Below are 15,769 nucleotides of genomic sequence, written 5' to 3'. Positions count from 1 at the left end.
GGTGTCCCTCAGTCGTCTTTGTTTTGCGTAGATTATCCGGTTGATCGCGAAACTTCCAGCGCGACTTGAGCGGGTTTAGCGAACGAGGCGCAACTGTGGCGTGGCGGTCGCGTCGCGGTTCAGAACGGCCTGATAGGGATCGTGCGGCGGCAGCATCAGGTCGACTGCACGGCGCAGCAGCTGTCGCCGCCCGCGATGCGAATAAAATCCTCCGGCCACCTGACTGGTTTCAAGCAGAAACTGGCGATAGGTGCGATATGCGGCGGCATCCGGGGCCTGCGGGGCTGTGAAAAAGGCTTCGATGCCCTGACCGGATACGAACTCGGGCTTGTCGTAGACGGACCTTCCGAACGCCTTGAGCGGGATGCCTCGCCACAAGGCTTGCTGCCCTGCAGTCGAGTTGACGGTGATGGCCGATACGGATTCGGTCAGCAGTTTGGCCAGCTTGCCCCCCGGCACATAGTGCACCCGGTCAGCAAGCCCGTGGAGACGGGCAAACTTGCGGGCAAGCTGGCGCAAAGGCTCCCGATGGTTTTCCAGTGGGTGTTCCTTGATAACAAGGTGATGGTGGGCGGGTGCCCCCTTGGCGAATCCGGCAATGACTTGTTCCAGAAACGCGCTCATGCAGGTGAAATCGGAATGCGACTGGACCGAACTGTCATGGCCAAGCTGCAGCAGCACCAGATGATAGGGAAACCCGCCCCATTTGACGCGCGCCGTCGCCAGACCGCGTTGCATACGGTGAAATGGCATCAGTGCCAGGCGTTTGAAATACAGGCGAAATTCTCTTGCGACCGGAAGCTCTCGGTGAGATCGGAAGTTGCGGTAGCGGCGGTTCAGGAACAAAACGAACCAATGGTAGAGTGCGCCATAAAAGATGTGCTGGCGCATATCGCCCCAATGGGAGGGGGGCGGCGGAGTTGGGCCGTCAGATTGCGCCAGCGCTCTCTGCATGTCGGCCACATTCAGGTGCATCAACCGAGAGTTCCCGTTTGATCCGTCGCGCTCGTAGGTGACCCACCATGGACGCAGATAGCCTTCTTCAAAAACGTGAACTGTCAGATGGCGCTGTTTCGCAATGCGCACGGCCTGCGCATGTATCGGACGGGTGTCGCCATACAGGACAATGTCAGTCACATCATGGTCGTCAATCAGATCACAGAACGCCTGCGGCCAGTGTTCGGGCTTGCCCAGATAGGGGATATAGGTGGCCCTATCACGCCAGAAGGCCTGATCGCCCGCGTTGAATCCGACGCGCAGCGTGCGCGCACCCGTCGCGCGCAGCATCCGGCCAAGCGCGTTGAAGAACGGGCCATGGGGCCCCTGTAAAAACAGAAACACACGCCTGTTCGGGCGAAGGTTGGAAGGGCTCATGCGGTGTGCTCGTGCCGTGGTGGAGTGGTGCGTCTTGCTAAAAATATGCCTCTTTGTCACTTTGACAGCAAGGCGGGGCTTGCCGGTTGGGTTATCGGGCTTTACCTGCAGGCTCAACGCTAGGCTCTGAGGGTTACGAATATGTTTACAGGGATCGTTACCGACATCGGTACTGTCTCCGAACTGGATCAACAGGGCGACCTGCGCGCCCGGATCAAGACCGCCTATGACACGGCGGGTATCGATATCGGTGCATCAATCGCCAGCGACGGCGTTTGCCTGACGGTGATCGCGCTGGGGGATGACTGGTACGACGTGCAGATCAGCGCCGAGACGGTGTCGAAAACAAATCTGGACAGCTGGCGTCTGGGCAAACGGGTCAACCTGGAACGTGCGCTGAAAGTGGGTGATGAACTGGGCGGCCATATCGTCTCGGGCCATGTCGATGGCGTAGCCGAGGTCGTGGTCGTCGAGGACGAGGGCGACAGCACTCGCGTCACCCTGCGCGCGCCCGCCGATCTTGCCCGGTTCATCGCGCCCAAAGGCTCGGTTACGCTGAACGGCACCTCGCTAACGGTGAACGACGTCGACGGGTGCGATTTTGGCATCAATTTCATCCCCCACACCAAAGAGGTTACGACGTGGGGCGATGTGACGGTGGGGGACCGTGTGAACCTCGAAATCGATACGCTTGCGCGGTACGTGGCGCGCCTGGCCGAGATGTCCTGACTTTGCGCTCTGGCCTTTGCGCCCGCTCTGGTCTATTCCGCGCAGCAAACACGCCATCTGAAAGGCTGCCCCATGAGCTTTGAAACCCCCGGCCCGGTCGAGGCGCAACTGCGCCAGGCGATCAGCCCGATCGAAGACATCATTGAAGACGCCCGCAAGGGTCGGATGTACATCCTGGTCGACCATGAGGATCGCGAGAACGAAGGCGATCTGGTCATTCCCGCCGAATTCGCCGATGCCGAGGCGATCAACTTCATGGCCACTCACGGGCGCGGCCTGATCTGTCTGCCGATGACGGCGGAACGGATCGAGGCGCTGGGTCTGCCGATGATGGCGGTGAACAACTCATCGCGGCACGAGACGGCGTTCACCGTATCGATCGAAGCGCGCGAGGGGGTCTCGACCGGCATTTCCGCCGCTGACCGGGCGTTGACCGTGGCGACGGCGATCAATGAACAGAACACGATGGCAGATATTGCGACACCGGGGCATGTCTTTCCGCTGCGCGCCAAGCGGGGCGGGGTGCTGGTGCGCGCGGGTCATACCGAGGCTGCCGTGGATATCTCGCGCCTTGCGGGTCTGAACCCGGCGGGCGTTATCTGCGAGATCATGAAACCCGACGGCACCATGGCGCGGCTGCCCGATCTGGTGGCCTTTGCCAAAGAGCATGGCATGAAGATCGGCACCATCAGCGACCTGATCACCTACCGCTCGCGCAATGACAATCTGGTTGTCGAAACCTCGCGCGATACGGTGACTTCGGAATATGGTGGCGAATGGGAGATGCGGATTTTCACCGATCAGACCCATGGCATCGAACACGTGGTCATGATCAAGGGCGACATCACCACGCCCGAGCCGGTTCTGACCCGGACCCACGCCCTGCACGAAGCGCCGGACATTCTGGGCCTTGGCCCGAAATCCTCGCGCGAATTGCCGCGCGCGATGGAGAAAATTGCAGAAGAAGGGCGTGGCGTCGTCTGCCTGTTCCGCCAGCCACGCAACTCGCTGTATGCCGCCGACGACGAAGGCCCCCGGACCATCAAGCAAACCGGTCTGGGCGCGCAGATTCTGTCGAAGATGGGCATTCAGGAACTTGTGCTGCTGACCGACTCGCCGGAAACCGTATATCTGGGGCTCGACGCCTTTGGGCTATCCATCGTCGGCACCCGCTCTATCCTCAAGGAAGACTGATCGTGGCTGAACAAGACAAACACGGCGTCCTGCCGACCCCGACATTCGATAAACCGGTGAAACTGCTGCTGGTGGTGGCTCCGTTCTATCGCGCCATCGCCGATAACATGGTCGCCGGTGCCAAGGCCGAGATCGAGGCTGCAGGCGGCACGTGTGACGTCGTCGAAGTGCCCGGCGCGCTGGAAATCCCGACCGCTATTGCGATGGCCGACCGTCAGTGCAACTATGACGGCTATGTTGCGCTGGGCTGTGTGATCCGGGGCGAGACCACACATTATGAGACCGTCTGCAATGACTCGAGCCGTGCCATCCAGTTGATGGGCCTACAGGGCCTGCTGATCGGCAACGGCATCCTGACTGTAGAGAATGACGAGCAGGCCGAGGTGCGTGCCAATCCCGAAAAGATGAATAAAGGCGGCGGCGCGGCCGCTGCGGCCTTGCATCTGATCGCACTCAGCCGTAAGTGGGGCTCTTCCAAAAAGGGCGTCGGTTTCAAGCCGCCGTCCGAGTCCATCCTTGTGGCGGGCGACAGCAACGGACCCTCGACAGCATGACAAAGACCGACGCGCCGAAACCGGCCAACCAGAAACGCCTGATGAAATCCGCCGCCCGGCTTTACGCCGTGCAGGCGCTGTTCCAGATGGAGCAATCCGGCCAGACGACCGAGGCGGTCGTGACCGAGTTTCTGGATCATCGGTTTGGTGCGGTCTATGAGGGCGAAGAGATGCTGGACGGTGATATCAGCGTTTTCCGCAAGCTGGTTGATGATGCCGTGAACTATCAGGCCCCCATCGACCAGATGACCGACCGGGCGCTGGTCGCCAAGTGGCCCATCGCGCGCATCGACCCGACCCTGCGCGCCCTGTTCCGCGCTGCAGGCGCAGAACTGACCCAAAGCGACACGCCGCCCAAGGTCGTGATCACCGAATTCGTCGACGTGGCCCGCGCCTTCTTCCCCGAAGGCAAAGAACCCAAATTCGTGAACGCAGTTCTGGACCACATGGCGCGCGAGGCCCAACCCGAGGCGTTCTGACGCCTTTACGCGGCGCGGACATGCACTAGACTCAGGGCATCAGAGCAACGAGGTTCGCCATGCCCAAACTGATCCGCCTTTACATCACACAGGTCGCGTGGGGGTTCGTCATCTCGGCGGTGTTTGTCGGGGTTCTTCTGGCCCTTAACGTGGCTAACCTGCGCCACCTGATCTCCGGCTCCGAGATCGGCCTGATCGCACTTCTGATGATCTGGTTTATGAACGGCATCGTCTTTGCTGGCGTGCAATTCGCTTATGCAATCATGAGCATGGCCGAAAAGCCCAACAAACCGCGCGGGGGCACACCGGTTGCGCATGGGCTGAAACCCGCGCCCGTGAAACAGGAAGCCCGCGCAAGGCGCTGAAATATCTTGGAAAATGTGGCGGGACCACCAGTCAACCGTGCGGTTTGATTCCCGAGGACCTGTATGTACAGGTGGGCGCCAGGTAATCAGGCCAGGACCTGAACAGAGCCAGCCCCCTCGGAATTGCTTAAGGCCACCAGAATGCTACCTGTCACAAGAAGGGCAGAACCCGCCACGGGTTTAACTAGGGTTTGGATGCCCGCAGCGCAAGAGCAAGCTTCTTGATTTTTGTTCACTAATTGTTCACATTTCTCATATGACACTGGACCTGCAACCCGGACAGAGGCTCGCGCGGGGCGTTTCGCGCCACCTGTTGACCCATGGTTATGTTTCAATTGAAGAATTCGTCCCCACGCGTGGGCTGCGGGTCGATGTGATGGGGCTTGGCCCGAAGGGTGAATTATGGGTGGTCGAGTGTAAATCCAGCCGGGCCGACTATCAGTCGGATTCCAAATGGCAGGGCTATCTGGATTGGTGCGACCGATTCTTCTGGGCCGTCGATATCGCGTTCCCGACCGAACTGCTGCCCGCGGAAACAGGGCTGATCATCGCTGATGCCTATGACGCCGAGATCATCCGAATGGGGCCGGAGAGCAAACTGGCCCCGGCACGGCGCAAGAAGATGGTGCAGAAATTCGCGGTCGACGCGGCCCGCAGATTGCAGGCCCTGCGCGATCCGCGGATTTAGCCTTTGACGGCGCGTGCGGCTTCAGCGGCGGCGCGGATTTCCTCGGCGATTTCTTCCGCCTCTTCGGGGTCGAAATCCATTGGGATCTCGATCCCTGCACCTTCGATGAACAGGCGCACCATGCCCTGATCGGTCGGCCCGATCTGTAGATTCGCTTCGATATCGCGTTCGGTGTTGATGCCCATTTGCGCCTCCGGGAAATGCGATTTGGTGCTAACGTGCGATGGGGCGAGAATCAAGCAGGCTATGCGTTTAGGTGCGACATGGATGACATTACCCTTAGACCGTTTACCGCCGCGGATGCGCCTTGGTTGGTCGAACAGCACGACGTTCTCTATACCCGTGACGAAGGGTTCGACCACAGTTTCGGCAAGCTGGTCGCGCGCATCCTGGATGAATTCATAGCCGATCACGATCCCAGCTGCGAACAAGGTTGGATCGCCGAGCACGCAGGCGAACGCTTGGGCAGTATCTTCTGTGTCAGGGCGGATGACAAAACCGCCAAACTGCGCCTGTTTTTGCTGGTGCCTGAAGCGCGCGGGCAGGGGCTGGGCAAGCGCCTGCTGTCTACCTGTATGGGCTTTGCCCGCGATACCGGGTATCAGGAAATGGTGCTGTGGACCCATGAAAGTCACGCCGCCGCCTGCGCGCTCTATCGCGCCTCAGGGTGGCACCTGATCGACAGCAAGCCGGTGCACTCATTCGGCGTCGATCTGGTGGAACAAAGCTGGCGAATTCAACTTTAATCCCCTTGCAATCCCCGCACGCCTTCGCTAAATCGCCCCTCACGAGTGCCGCCTTAGCTCAGTTGGTTAGAGCGCTGGATTGTGGATCCAGAGGTCCCCTGTTCAAGCCAGGGAGGCGGTACCATAAAAACCCCCACAAAATCATTGAGATACGGACACCAAGTGTTAGACGATCCGGCTGCTGTCTGGAACAAAGACACGCCACAGACACGTTATTCATCTGTAAATCGAGGTGTATTCTACAAAATCTGGTGGTCGGGGTTGAAAGGGCTACAAGGCGACCTTACCTACACCGATAAGACCAGCGGTTAGCCGAAAACCCAAAAAGCGGCAAACTGGCGTGGGGTGTGGGTGGCTGGTACAACAAGCGTCCCCCGCACACTTGAAGATGGAGGCGCTCATGCGAGCAACTTTCATCCTCGAAGCCAGCAGGTCGGACAGTTCGAAGTACCGTGTGCAGACTGTTTTTGACCTTTACGGTCTTGGCTGGCTGTTTCGGGGTATCGGACTTTAAAACTTGCTAAGAGAGGTCGTCCTTCGGGGCGGCCTCTTTAATTATTGGCGAACAGTGTACTTCTTCAGAGTGAAGAAAAGCTGACACCAACTCCAGAAACTAAAGCGACCAAAATCTGACAACTTGGCAGTGCGAAGCATCTGCTTACCGGATTTCCGGTAGATACGGATTTCATACATACCGACATCTTACCACAAATGAGAACATTTATCGAACAATCTGTGTGAATTAGACACATCTCAGACATGAAAATCACACTCATAAGAAACGGTCTTTTATGTGACTGAAATCATTTAGCTTAGAAAGAAGGGCTTCTGGACGGTTTATCCAGAGGTCTAAATTATCTTGTGTTTTCAACGGTTATTTGGGTTTTGTGGATCCAGAGGTCCCCTGTTCAAGCCAGGGAGGCGGTACCATTTCCCCAAGATTGAGAACGGTTTGCCGAATGAACCCCTTTCGATACATCCGGTATTTGCTGAAAATTGCATCCTGATGACGTGACCAAGATATGCCGGACGAGAAGCCCAAAGATATCCACAGAAGCGCCCGCCTGAGGGTGGCACCTATGATGAATTTTTGAATCAGGTTTTAGGTATCTGTATTTAAAAGATTTTTTGGGGAATTGGCCTCGCCGTCTAGCACATACTTAGAAACTGGTCAGACTTGATCATGAAGCTTCGCTTCAATCAGTTTCTCTAACAAGGTATAAGCGTGCTGGGCAAACGACTGCTTCACCGCAATACGCGCTGTGTCGCCGGATCGCAGTGAAGTTTGAAGATGAGGTCTAATTAGACGAGGCCAAACCTGATTTTGCGGTGGACGCTCATTCGCCATTCTTTCCGGCGCAGGCTGTTTCTGCCGGGCCCATACCGAAATCCCGAAAAAGCAACTGTACAGCAAAACATCGCCGACTTCATTCATTTTTTTGAATGGCAATCCGCTTCAGATCAGTCAGTTGTCGCGCCATAGTTTCAGACAATCGATCAGCATCATCCTGGTTCTTGCGAAGGTAACGGGCACCATCGGAAAAGGCGAAAGTCTATTGAAAAACTCTTCCTTGATCGAGGCATGAACTGCCGATCCGGATGTTGCTGGTGGGCCATTGCTTCGGTATCTGATCCGAGTGACGGTCGTGCGAAGAGGTACATCTGAACGACCGAGTGCGGGATCATTGGACGTTCTCCAAGAACCGGCACGGTCGGTTCTGCGGTGCATCCAAGAAGGTCTGGTCAGCGCGCAGCGCGTGCCGATTGATGACAGTCAGATCAAAACATATGCCGACCAGCAGAACTGCACACCGAAGGAAGAATTGAAAGCGGAGAGCATCGATCCAGCAGACGCAACCCGAGCGCTCCGGGGGTATCTCGACACACTGGATAAGGCGGCGTTTGGTGGGGGGCAGCGTTCTTTGGCTATTCCGGCAACTGGTTGATCGACACCGATCACGGGGTCATTGTCGATTTCGAGGCGGACCGCTCGACCTTGTAAGCCCAAGTTGGGTTAATACAGACGATGTTAGACCGCGCGACGTTAAAGTTCGATCTGCGTCCAGAACGGCTGATTGCCGATACAGCCTAAGGCACCGGTCCGCTTCTGGTGTGGCTGGTCGATCGCAAGATTGCGCCGCATATTCCAGTGTTCGCTAGATTAGAGCGCAACGAAGGAACCTGGAGCTTTACGCACTTCGAATGGGATGCCGAGAACGATCAATACATCTGCCCGGAGGTCCACGCGCTTAAGCAATTCCGCCGCAACTACTCCGATCCGAACCGGGGTCCGACCGGCAAGGGCAACGCCCGTTATGGTGCTTTGAAAGAGATCTGCCAGGTCTTCCCGTCCAAAGCCAGGCGCTGCCCGAACGCCGATGCCCGCAAGGTCAGCCGCGAAGACACGAGGATGCCCGACAAGACCCGCGGGCAAGGCATCGCAATGGAGCTCAGGAAGAAGGTGGAAATACTCGTCGCCCACCCCACACGCGTCCTCGGGATGCGACGGCTCTAATTGAGCAGTACCTGCGGTGCGAAAGACGAAATTCTCCTCGCCGCCACCGCCTAGAACCTCCGTAAATTGGCCAAGATTTTTATTGAACTGCAGCAGACATACAGATCCTGATCAGAAAGGCGTCTACGCCGTGTTACGACCATCGCATTCTGCGCCCGCAACGCAGCATTATTCAAAAGAACTAGCGGAAAGCTGGCTTTCTTGGCACCTGCGGAGAGTAGGAGCCGTCGAGGCGAAGCGGACATTTGGTCTGGGACATAACTCATAAAGAAGCTTGAGCTACCAGAAAGGCACGCATTGGCTAGACTTCATGACTTTAGTTAGACTGTGAACAGGAGGGTCCTATGAAGCGCCGACTCGCCGCGATCATGGCTGCCGATGTCGTTGGGTATTCGTCGTTGATGGGCAGCGACGAAGCAGGGGTATTGTCCGCTCTCAAAACTCTGCGTTCAGAGGTTTTTGATCCCGCAATTGCCAGGCATCACGGGCGCCTCGTCAAGGTGATGGGGGATGGTGCTCTTGTCGAGTTTGCTTCGGTTGTCGATGCCGTAAACTGTGGTGTCGAGATCCAGCAGGCAATGGCTGAGGCTGCTCCGGCCCTCGACAACGGGTCGCGGTTGCAACTTCGGATCGGGATAAACCTCGGTGATGTCATGATCGCTGATGGGGACCTCTATGGTGACGGGGTGAATGTTGCCTCCCGCATTGAAAGTTTGGCGGACCCAGGCGGCGTCGCGGTTTCCGAGAGTGTCGCGCATCAGGCTATGGGCAAGGTGGATGTCGGATTTGAGGATCTCGGTCTGAAAAACCTAAAGAACATCGCCGAACCGGTTCGGGTTTTCCTCGTTATGCCCGACAGAGCGCCCGCATTCAAACGGCGATCAAACAAGCTTCCATTGACGGCCGGTGCATTGGTTCTGGTAGGTCTTGGGGCTGTAAGCATATTAACGTGGTGGATCGGCTTTGATCGCGAACCGCCCGATGCCATGACCTTTGATGAAGCTGCTCTGTTGTCAGAGCCAACAGGCCCGACCGTTGCGGTTCTGCCATTTCAAAACCTTAGCAATACGGACGCCCGCGATTTATTGGCTGTTGGCATTGGCGAAGACATCATCGTTGAGCTGGGGAGCTACCAGGACCTCAACGTACTGTCCCGCCAATCCACCCATTCCGTCGGACCGGACGAAAGTGACCCGCGCAGTATCCGGCAGAAATTCGGCGCGGACTATGTGCTGGAGGGCTCAGTCCGGCAGGTTGCAGATCGTCTGCGTGTGACAGCACGACTGATAGACACAGCTTCGGAGCTTCAGGTCTGGTCGGAGGCGTATGACGAAAGCCTCACGACTTCAAGTATTCTGGACGTTCAACTGAACATAACTGAAAAAGTAGCCTCGGCTGTGGGTGACGCGGGCGGGGCGATCAAGCGCATTCACGCAGGTCATGCGCGTGCGAAACCTCCGCAACATCTCTCGTCTTATGAGTGTTCCCTGCTGCGCGTTGGTTTTCTGAACCGACGGGATATGCAAGAGCGTGTCCGCGGCTGTATCCTGCGGGTTGTTGAGGACGAACCCGAGTATTGGCGAGGGTGGGCGCAATTGGCCGAGGCACTGCTTACCGATGTGAAGCTTTTTACCGGGCTGTATCCAGGGACACAGGACGAGAAAATCCAACGCGCGGAAGAGGCCGCGCGGAACGCGGTGTCTCTGAATCCGTATTCTGAGCGCGCACACTTCCTTTTGGCGCTTGTGCTGCAGATTCAGCGCGATCTTGACGGGTTCTTCTCGTCCGCCGAAACAGCGCTTGCGTTGGGGGCAGATCGGTATCTGCAAGGTCAGATCGGCTATGAGTTCATTTGGTCCGGGCGTCTGGAATTGGGCGCCGCTCTTGTCGAAAACGCAATTGCGCTTGACCCAAATGCAGCAGACCCAAACTGGTATCAGTCACTGGCCGAGTATCATTTCTTGAACGGAGATTATGAAACGGCGCTGAGCACCTATCGCAAAGGGGCACAGCCGGACGTTTGGTGGTCGGTCTCCATTGAGGTTGCAATTCTGGCCGAACTGGGCCCGCGCAACGCCGCCATTGCCGCACGGGACAGGCTCAACAAAATTCGTCCGGGGATAAAAATTGCTGACATCGTCTGGATGTACCGGCGCTTTGCGCGCCCGGATGAACACATCTTGCCTTTTGTCGAAGCCTACAGAGCCGTGGACATGCCCGAGGGACAGTTTGCTCCGCTTCAGGATAGTGCAGGCTGACCGACAGAGGGCGGCAGGCCATAGCGTGGTGCCAAGTTTGGCACCGATTCTCATTTGGCACGTCCGCGATTTGCAAGCTTGCCAGCCAGATCCGTCGGTTTTCGGGGTGGTTTTTGATCCTGCGAATTGCCTGCGCATCGCCGAAATTGACAGTTTCGGGTCAGTCTCAAGCGCATCTTTGACGGCCTCTTGGGCATCCTCTTGCCTGCTCATCTCGGCAAGAGTGGCCGCGCTCAACAGGTGATGAAACAGCCGCCAAGTATTGCTTGTTGCCACCGCGCCCAACTGCCGGGCTGCGTCCAGCGCTACTTCGTAGCGTTCCAGGTGAAACAGGATGTGACCCCGTTAAAAGTACATGTTTTGCAACATCGGATCGCGCGGGCTCAACCGGATCGCAATCTCTATCTCGGGCACTCCTGGCCGACATTGCGTGCGTGATGATCTATTATTCGGAGGCGTTTGCCTTTGGGTTCAGATGCCAAGCTTCGATTGATTTCATGCTCGACTTTCTCTCGGACGGGTGCTTTGGGGACGATCTGGTCGTTATGTGAAACCCTCATGCGAACCTGACCTATTGCCATTCGGTATCGACAATGTTCATGGACTTTATCCGCGAATACAAAGTCGTTGGCCTGACGCCCAGCAACGCTGCGGCGCCGGAAGGGCCGGAAACCAGTCCTTGTGTTTCGCGCAAGGCTGCGATCAGGTTTAATCGCGCCAAGTCCTGCATCTGAGCTTCTGTTTTAAAAGAGGCGTTTGTGGGTGCGCCTGGTGACGCGCCCTCAAGCTCGACTACAAGCTTTGTATCATGAGAAACAATTGCGGCACGCTCGATCACGTTGTGGAGTTCGCGGACGTTTCCCGGCCAGTCGTAGCTCTGTAATTGCTTTACCCCATGCTCGGTCAGAACCGGCACCGGCCGGTTCAGCCTGCGGCAGGCGATCTTGAGCAAATGCGTGGCCAGTTGCGGGATATCCTCGGGCCGGTCGCGAAGGGGTGGACAGGTGATCGGAAAGACGTTGAGGAACAGATACAGGTCCTCGCGAATACGGTCGGCCCGTCGTGCTTGCGCTTCGGTCAGAGAAGTAGCGGCGATGACGCGCAAGTCGATCGGTTTTTCCCGCGTGTCGCCCAACCGTGTCACTACGCCGTTCTGCAAGACCGCCAAAAACTTGCCCTGAATCTCCAGCGGTAAATCTTCCACATCGTCCAGAAACAGCGTGCCACCATGGGCCAGTTCCAGCTTGCCAGGTTTGTCCCGCGTGGCCCCGTTATGGGCACCGCGCACCTGCCCGAACAGCTCGGCCTCAACTTCTTCGCGCGCCACGGAACTGCATTTGAAATGGATCAGCGGACGGCGGGCGCGCGGGCTGGCTTTGTGAATTTCGGTTGCTACCAGAGATTTGCCGGTGCCTGTCTCGCCCGAGATCAGCACGGTTGCATCCGTACCGGCTACCAGGTCGATCCGCGTCACGATCTGGCGGATCGCAGGCGAGGTGCCGATGATGTCGTGATGCGCCCGTTCCGAGGTGATCGCCTCTTGCAGATAGGCGTTCTCCTGCTCCAACCGGTCGCGCAGGGCAGCGACTTCATCCAGAGCGTCGCGCAGCTTGCGCTCGTTTTCCTTGCGTTCAGTAATGTCGCGAAAGATTACCACGGCCCCGGCCAGAACCTGTTGGTCGTAGATTGGGGTCGAGACATATTCGACGCGGATCGGCTTGCCATCCTTGCGCCAGAACACCTCATCCTCAATCCGGTTGACCTGTTCGAACCGGAATGAGCGGTAGATCGGGCATTGCTGAGATGGGTAGACTTCGCCGTTCAGATGATGGTGGTGGATCATCGAATGGATGTCTTTGCCCAATAGATCACGGGTTGTCCAACCCAGCATCTCTTGTGCGGCTCGGTTGACGAAGGTGGTTTTTCCCTCGGCATTGACGCCGTAAATCCCTTCACCCGCCGCGTTCAGGATCAGCTGGTTCTGACGTTCCAGTTCGGCAAAGAACCCCTCGGTCCGCTTCCATTCCAGGATACCGGCGCGAAAGGTCTCGGCCATCGCGGTCAACTCGGCCCGGTGGTCCAGCGCGTCCAGATCGGTCAGCGTCATCATCAGCCAGCCCGGTTTGCCCGGCATCTGACGTGCGCGCAGTTCGCAGCGCGTCACCTTTCCATTGGCCGAGGTCAGGGGAATATCACGGGTCCAGCTTTCGCTTCGGTGGTCGACCTCTTCAATAAACACGACGAATTGCGGCAGCGCGGATCGCAGGTAGCGCGAGAAGGGCAAAGGCCGGGTATCAGGCCCTGCACCCAGAAAATCACTTGCACTGGTATTCCATTCGACAATCCGGTCGGCAGAGGTGTCCAGCACCAGCGCCGCCTCGGGCAGCGCGTGCAAAAGGGAATCGGGGGGCAGCAGGGCAAGCGTCATATTCGCAGTCTAGCGCTGCGGCGCGGCATCTGAATTCGAGATTTCGTAATTTACGATTTATCGTAAAATCTGTCAGGCCTCATTTTGATTAAACTATTATTTTCAATTGATTTTATTCGACGCACAAATTTTATGCGCCCCCTGTTTTGGCGCCATTCCGGCTGGCACCATCATGTCAACTTCACTGAAACAAGGGGAAAACCATGACGATCAAGAGCCTTGGAAATCCGTTTTCCGCAAAGACCGACCTGCGCCACGGGGCCGATTGCGGTTGCGAGGGATGCCTGTCCGGCCACGGCCATGACAAGGACTATGCCGAGCCCGAGGTTATGACCTCGGAACAGATGACCGAACGCGTGGTCGAAAGCGCGATCGTGCGGTCTGTGTTCGGGCAAAGCGACATCAACCGTCGGTCGTTCATGGGGATGCTGGGTGGCGGGACCGCTGCTGCGGCGCTGGCCTCGGTCTTTCCGCTTGAACAGGCCAAGGCGGCCATCCTGGACAATCTGGGCACTCCCGAGAAAACCGATCTGAATATCGGCTTTGTTCCGATCACCTGCGCCACGCCGATCATCATGGCGCAACCGATGGGGTTCTACGAACGCTACGGCCTGAATGCTCAGGTCATCAAAACAGCCGGCTGGGCCGTGGCCCGCGACAAATCGCTGTCGGGCGAATACGACGCCAGCCACATGCTGACACCCATGCCATTGGCAATGACCATGGGCGCGGGATCGGTTGCGACGCCTTACATCATGCCTGCCATCGAGAACATCAACGGGCAGGCCATCGTTCTGTCGAACGAACATCTGGACAAGCGCGACCCGAAGCAGTGGAAGGGTTTCACCTTCGGCGTGCCGTTCGAATACTCGATGCACAACTTCCTGCTGCGCTATTACGTGGCCGAGTTCGGGCTGGACCCAGATGTCGATATCCAGATCCGTGTTGTACCGCCGCCAGAAATGGTTGCGAACCTGCGCGCCGGAAACCTCGACGGCTATCTCTCGCCCGACCCGTTCAACCAACGCGCCGTGTGGGAGGGGATCGGCTTTATCCACACCCTGACCAAGGACATCTGGGAAGGCCATCCCTGCTGTGCCTTTGCCGCGCCGCTGAGCTTTGCAACCGAGCTGCCAAATACCTATGGCGCGCTGCTCAAGTCGATCATCGACGCTACGCAGTTCGCGTCGAACCCCGATAACCGCAAGGATATCTCGGAAGCGATTGCGCCAACCAACTACCTGAACCAGCCGGTCCCGGTGATTGAGCAGGTTCTGACCGGTACCTATGCCGATGGGTTGGGTGAGGTGCAGCAAGTGCCGGACAGGATCGATTTCGACCCGTTCCCCTGGCATTCGATGGGCGTCTGGATCCTGACGCAGATGAAGCGCTGGGGCTATATCGAGGGCGATGTGGATTACAAAGGCGTGGCTGAGCAGGTCTATCTGGCTGCTGATGCCAAGAAGGTCATGACTGATCTGGGCTATGACGCGCCGGACGTGACTTACAAAACCCACACCATTATGGGCAAGACCTTCGATCCGAAAGATCCCGAAGGGTATGTGTCCAGCTTTGCAATCGGGAAAGCGTCGTAAATGTTGGACAACCTCTCGATCAATCAGCGCGCGGCGCTGCTGTCGGTGGTGATGCTGGTGGTCGGCCTTCTGATATGGGAGGCCGCCATTCCCGCCCAGAAAGCCGCCGAAGAGCTGACCGAATACGAACGCCTGACCGGTGGTGGCGCGCAGAAGGCCGGTGTGCCACCCCCAAGTCAGGTCATCGCCAAGGCGTGGGAGCAGCTGTCGAACCCGTTCTACGACGCGGGCCCCAACGACAAGGGGATCGGCATTCAGATCGGCTATTCGATCTATCGTGTTCTGGCCGGGTATTTCATGGCCGCCCTCGTGGCGATCCCGCTGGGTTTTCTGATCGGGATGAGTCAGGTCGCCTACAAGGCGTTCAATCCATTCATTCAGGTGCTGAGGCCCATTTCACCACTGGCGTGGATGCCGCTGGCCTTGTTCATCATTCAGGACAGTGAGGCAAGCGCGATTTTCGTGATCTTCATCTGCTCGATCTGGCCGATGCTGATTAACACAGCCTTCGGCGTCGCCGGTGTCCGGCAGGACTGGGTGAATGTCGCGCGCACGCATGAACTGGGGCCGTTTCGCACCGCCTTTACCGTCATTCTGCCCGCCGCGGCCCCAACCATCATCACGGGCATGCGCATCTCCATCGGCATCGCTTGGCTGGTCATTGTAGCGGCTGAGATGCTGGTGGGCGGCACAGGCATTGGCTATTACGTGTGGAACGAGTGGAACAACCTCGACCTCACTTCGGTGATCTTCTCAATCCTCATGATCGGCGTAGTTGGCATGCTGTTGGATTCGGCTTTTGCCTACCTGCAGCGCGCCGTCGCTTATGCCGAATAAGGAACAA

General features: G+C 57.6%; 13 protein-coding genes, 1 tRNA gene and 1 pseudogene. 12 read left to right on the top strand and 3 right to left on the bottom strand.

Annotation, left to right across the window (positions count from 1 at the left end):
- Positions 1-75: 75 nt before the first annotated feature.
- The gene (locus ACR0KM_RS00820) at positions 76-1,374 is read right to left on the bottom strand and encodes a capsule biosynthesis protein (RefSeq protein WP_480857176.1); all 1,299 of its coding nucleotides are present in this window, start codon (positions 1,372-1,374) and stop codon (positions 76-78) included.
- Positions 1,375-1,515: 141 nt separating this feature from the next.
- Here ACR0KM_RS00820 and ACR0KM_RS00815 point away from each other — a divergent pair, with 141 nt between their 5' ends.
- The 6 genes from ACR0KM_RS00815 to ACR0KM_RS00790 all read left to right on the top strand — a co-directional run bounded on the left by ACR0KM_RS00815 (position 1,516) and on the right by ACR0KM_RS00790 (position 5,383).
- Positions 1,516-2,103, top strand: coding sequence for a riboflavin synthase (locus tag ACR0KM_RS00815; RefSeq protein ID WP_480857178.1), 588 nt, complete (start codon positions 1,516-1,518; stop codon positions 2,101-2,103).
- Positions 2,104-2,175: 72 nt separating this feature from the next.
- Positions 2,176-3,297, top strand: a complete 1,122-nt coding sequence (gene ribB, locus ACR0KM_RS00810; protein ID WP_480857180.1) for a 3,4-dihydroxy-2-butanone-4-phosphate synthase — start codon at positions 2,176-2,178, stop codon at positions 3,295-3,297.
- 2 nt (positions 3,298-3,299) lie between these two features.
- A complete protein-coding gene (locus ACR0KM_RS00805) occupies positions 3,300-3,851 on the top strand; it encodes a 6,7-dimethyl-8-ribityllumazine synthase (protein WP_480857182.1) in 552 nt (183 codons plus the stop codon).
- On the top strand, positions 3,848-4,330 hold the full coding sequence (gene nusB, locus ACR0KM_RS00800) for a transcription antitermination factor NusB (RefSeq protein WP_480819575.1): 483 nt from the start codon (positions 3,848-3,850) through the stop codon (positions 4,328-4,330). Before ACR0KM_RS00805 ends, nusB begins: the two co-directional genes overlap by 4 nt.
- A 59-nt stretch (positions 4,331-4,389) precedes the next feature.
- Complete coding sequence (locus ACR0KM_RS00795) at positions 4,390-4,695, top strand: hypothetical protein (RefSeq protein ID WP_480857184.1); 306 nt, start codon at positions 4,390-4,392, stop codon at positions 4,693-4,695.
- A gap of 256 nt (positions 4,696-4,951) precedes the next feature.
- Positions 4,952-5,383, top strand: coding sequence for an MmcB family DNA repair protein (locus ACR0KM_RS00790; protein WP_480819577.1), 432 nt, complete (start codon positions 4,952-4,954; stop codon positions 5,381-5,383).
- On the opposite strand, the gene ACR0KM_RS00785 is transcribed toward ACR0KM_RS00790, so the two are convergent.
- Entirely contained in the window at positions 5,380-5,568 is a 189-nt protein-coding gene (locus tag ACR0KM_RS00785) for a DUF6324 family protein (protein ID WP_480515802.1), read from the bottom strand. The two genes, ACR0KM_RS00790 and ACR0KM_RS00785, sit on opposite strands and share 4 nt — an antisense overlap.
- A gap of 78 nt (positions 5,569-5,646) precedes the next feature.
- Here ACR0KM_RS00785 and ACR0KM_RS00780 point away from each other — a divergent pair, with 78 nt between their 5' ends.
- The 4 genes and pseudogenes from ACR0KM_RS00780 to ACR0KM_RS00765 all read left to right on the top strand — a co-directional run bounded on the left by ACR0KM_RS00780 (position 5,647) and on the right by ACR0KM_RS00765 (position 10,902).
- Complete coding sequence (locus ACR0KM_RS00780) at positions 5,647-6,129, top strand: N-acetyltransferase family protein (protein WP_480819578.1); 483 nt, start codon at positions 5,647-5,649, stop codon at positions 6,127-6,129.
- Between the two features lie 47 nt (positions 6,130-6,176).
- Positions 6,177-6,253: transfer RNA gene (locus tag ACR0KM_RS00775), tRNA-His, on the top strand.
- 1,460 nt (positions 6,254-7,713) lie between these two features.
- Positions 7,714-8,698 (top strand): annotated as a pseudogene (locus ACR0KM_RS00770) (transposase); the annotation flags it as partial.
- A 290-nt stretch (positions 8,699-8,988) separates the two neighbouring features.
- The gene (locus tag ACR0KM_RS00765) at positions 8,989-10,902 is read left to right on the top strand and encodes an adenylate/guanylate cyclase domain-containing protein (RefSeq protein ID WP_480857185.1); all 1,914 of its coding nucleotides are present in this window, start codon (positions 8,989-8,991) and stop codon (positions 10,900-10,902) included.
- Positions 10,903-11,473: 571 nt separating this feature from the next.
- Here ACR0KM_RS00765 and ACR0KM_RS00760 read toward each other — a convergent pair.
- Positions 11,474-13,330: a sigma 54-interacting transcriptional regulator gene (locus ACR0KM_RS00760; RefSeq protein ID WP_480857187.1), complete on the bottom strand. Its 1,857-nt coding sequence runs from the start codon at positions 13,328-13,330 to the stop codon at positions 11,474-11,476.
- 203 nt (positions 13,331-13,533) lie between these two features.
- Between ACR0KM_RS00760 and ACR0KM_RS00755 the strand changes: the two genes are divergently transcribed.
- Both ACR0KM_RS00755 and ntrB read left to right on the top strand, forming a co-directional pair.
- Positions 13,534-14,925 carry a CmpA/NrtA family ABC transporter substrate-binding protein gene (locus tag ACR0KM_RS00755; protein WP_480857189.1) on the top strand — a complete coding sequence of 464 codons (1,392 nt, stop codon included), beginning with the start codon at positions 13,534-13,536 and terminating at the stop codon, positions 14,923-14,925.
- A complete protein-coding gene (gene ntrB / locus ACR0KM_RS00750; protein ID WP_480819582.1) occupies positions 14,926-15,762 on the top strand; it encodes a nitrate ABC transporter permease in 837 nt (278 codons plus the stop codon). It begins immediately after the preceding gene.
- Positions 15,763-15,769: the final 7 nt, after the last annotated feature.

This window comes from Ruegeria sp. G10 (assembly GCF_056533645.1).
The sequence above is the reverse complement of the archived record's forward strand: the minus strand, read 5'-3'. Positions and strand labels throughout refer to the sequence as shown.

Bases quoted from the DNA above. Each gene is read 5' to 3' on its own strand.
- ACR0KM_RS00785 (WP_480515802.1), bottom strand. From the start codon at position 5,568: ATGGGCATCAACACCGAACGCGATATCGAAGCGAATCTACAGATCGGG.
- ACR0KM_RS00760 (WP_480857187.1), bottom strand. From the start codon at position 13,330: ATGACGCTTGCCCTGCTGCCCCCCGATTCCCTTTTGCACGCGCTGCCC.
- ACR0KM_RS00820 (WP_480857176.1), bottom strand. From the start codon at position 1,374: ATGAGCCCTTCCAACCTTCGCCCGAACAGGCGTGTGTTTCTGTTTTTA.
- ntrB (WP_480819582.1), top strand. From the start codon at position 14,926: ATGTTGGACAACCTCTCGATCAATCAGCGCGCGGCGCTGCTGTCGGTG.
- ACR0KM_RS00780 (WP_480819578.1), top strand. From the start codon at position 5,647: ATGGATGACATTACCCTTAGACCGTTTACCGCCGCGGATGCGCCTTGG.
- ACR0KM_RS00755 (WP_480857189.1), top strand. From the start codon at position 13,534: ATGACGATCAAGAGCCTTGGAAATCCGTTTTCCGCAAAGACCGACCTG.
- ACR0KM_RS00765 (WP_480857185.1), top strand. From the start codon at position 8,989: ATGAAGCGCCGACTCGCCGCGATCATGGCTGCCGATGTCGTTGGGTAT.
- ACR0KM_RS00790 (WP_480819577.1), top strand. From the start codon at position 4,952: ATGACACTGGACCTGCAACCCGGACAGAGGCTCGCGCGGGGCGTTTCG.
- nusB (WP_480819575.1), top strand. From the start codon at position 3,848: ATGACAAAGACCGACGCGCCGAAACCGGCCAACCAGAAACGCCTGATG.
- ACR0KM_RS00795 (WP_480857184.1), top strand. From the start codon at position 4,390: ATGCCCAAACTGATCCGCCTTTACATCACACAGGTCGCGTGGGGGTTC.
- ACR0KM_RS00815 (WP_480857178.1), top strand. From the start codon at position 1,516: ATGTTTACAGGGATCGTTACCGACATCGGTACTGTCTCCGAACTGGAT.
- ribB (WP_480857180.1), top strand. From the start codon at position 2,176: ATGAGCTTTGAAACCCCCGGCCCGGTCGAGGCGCAACTGCGCCAGGCG.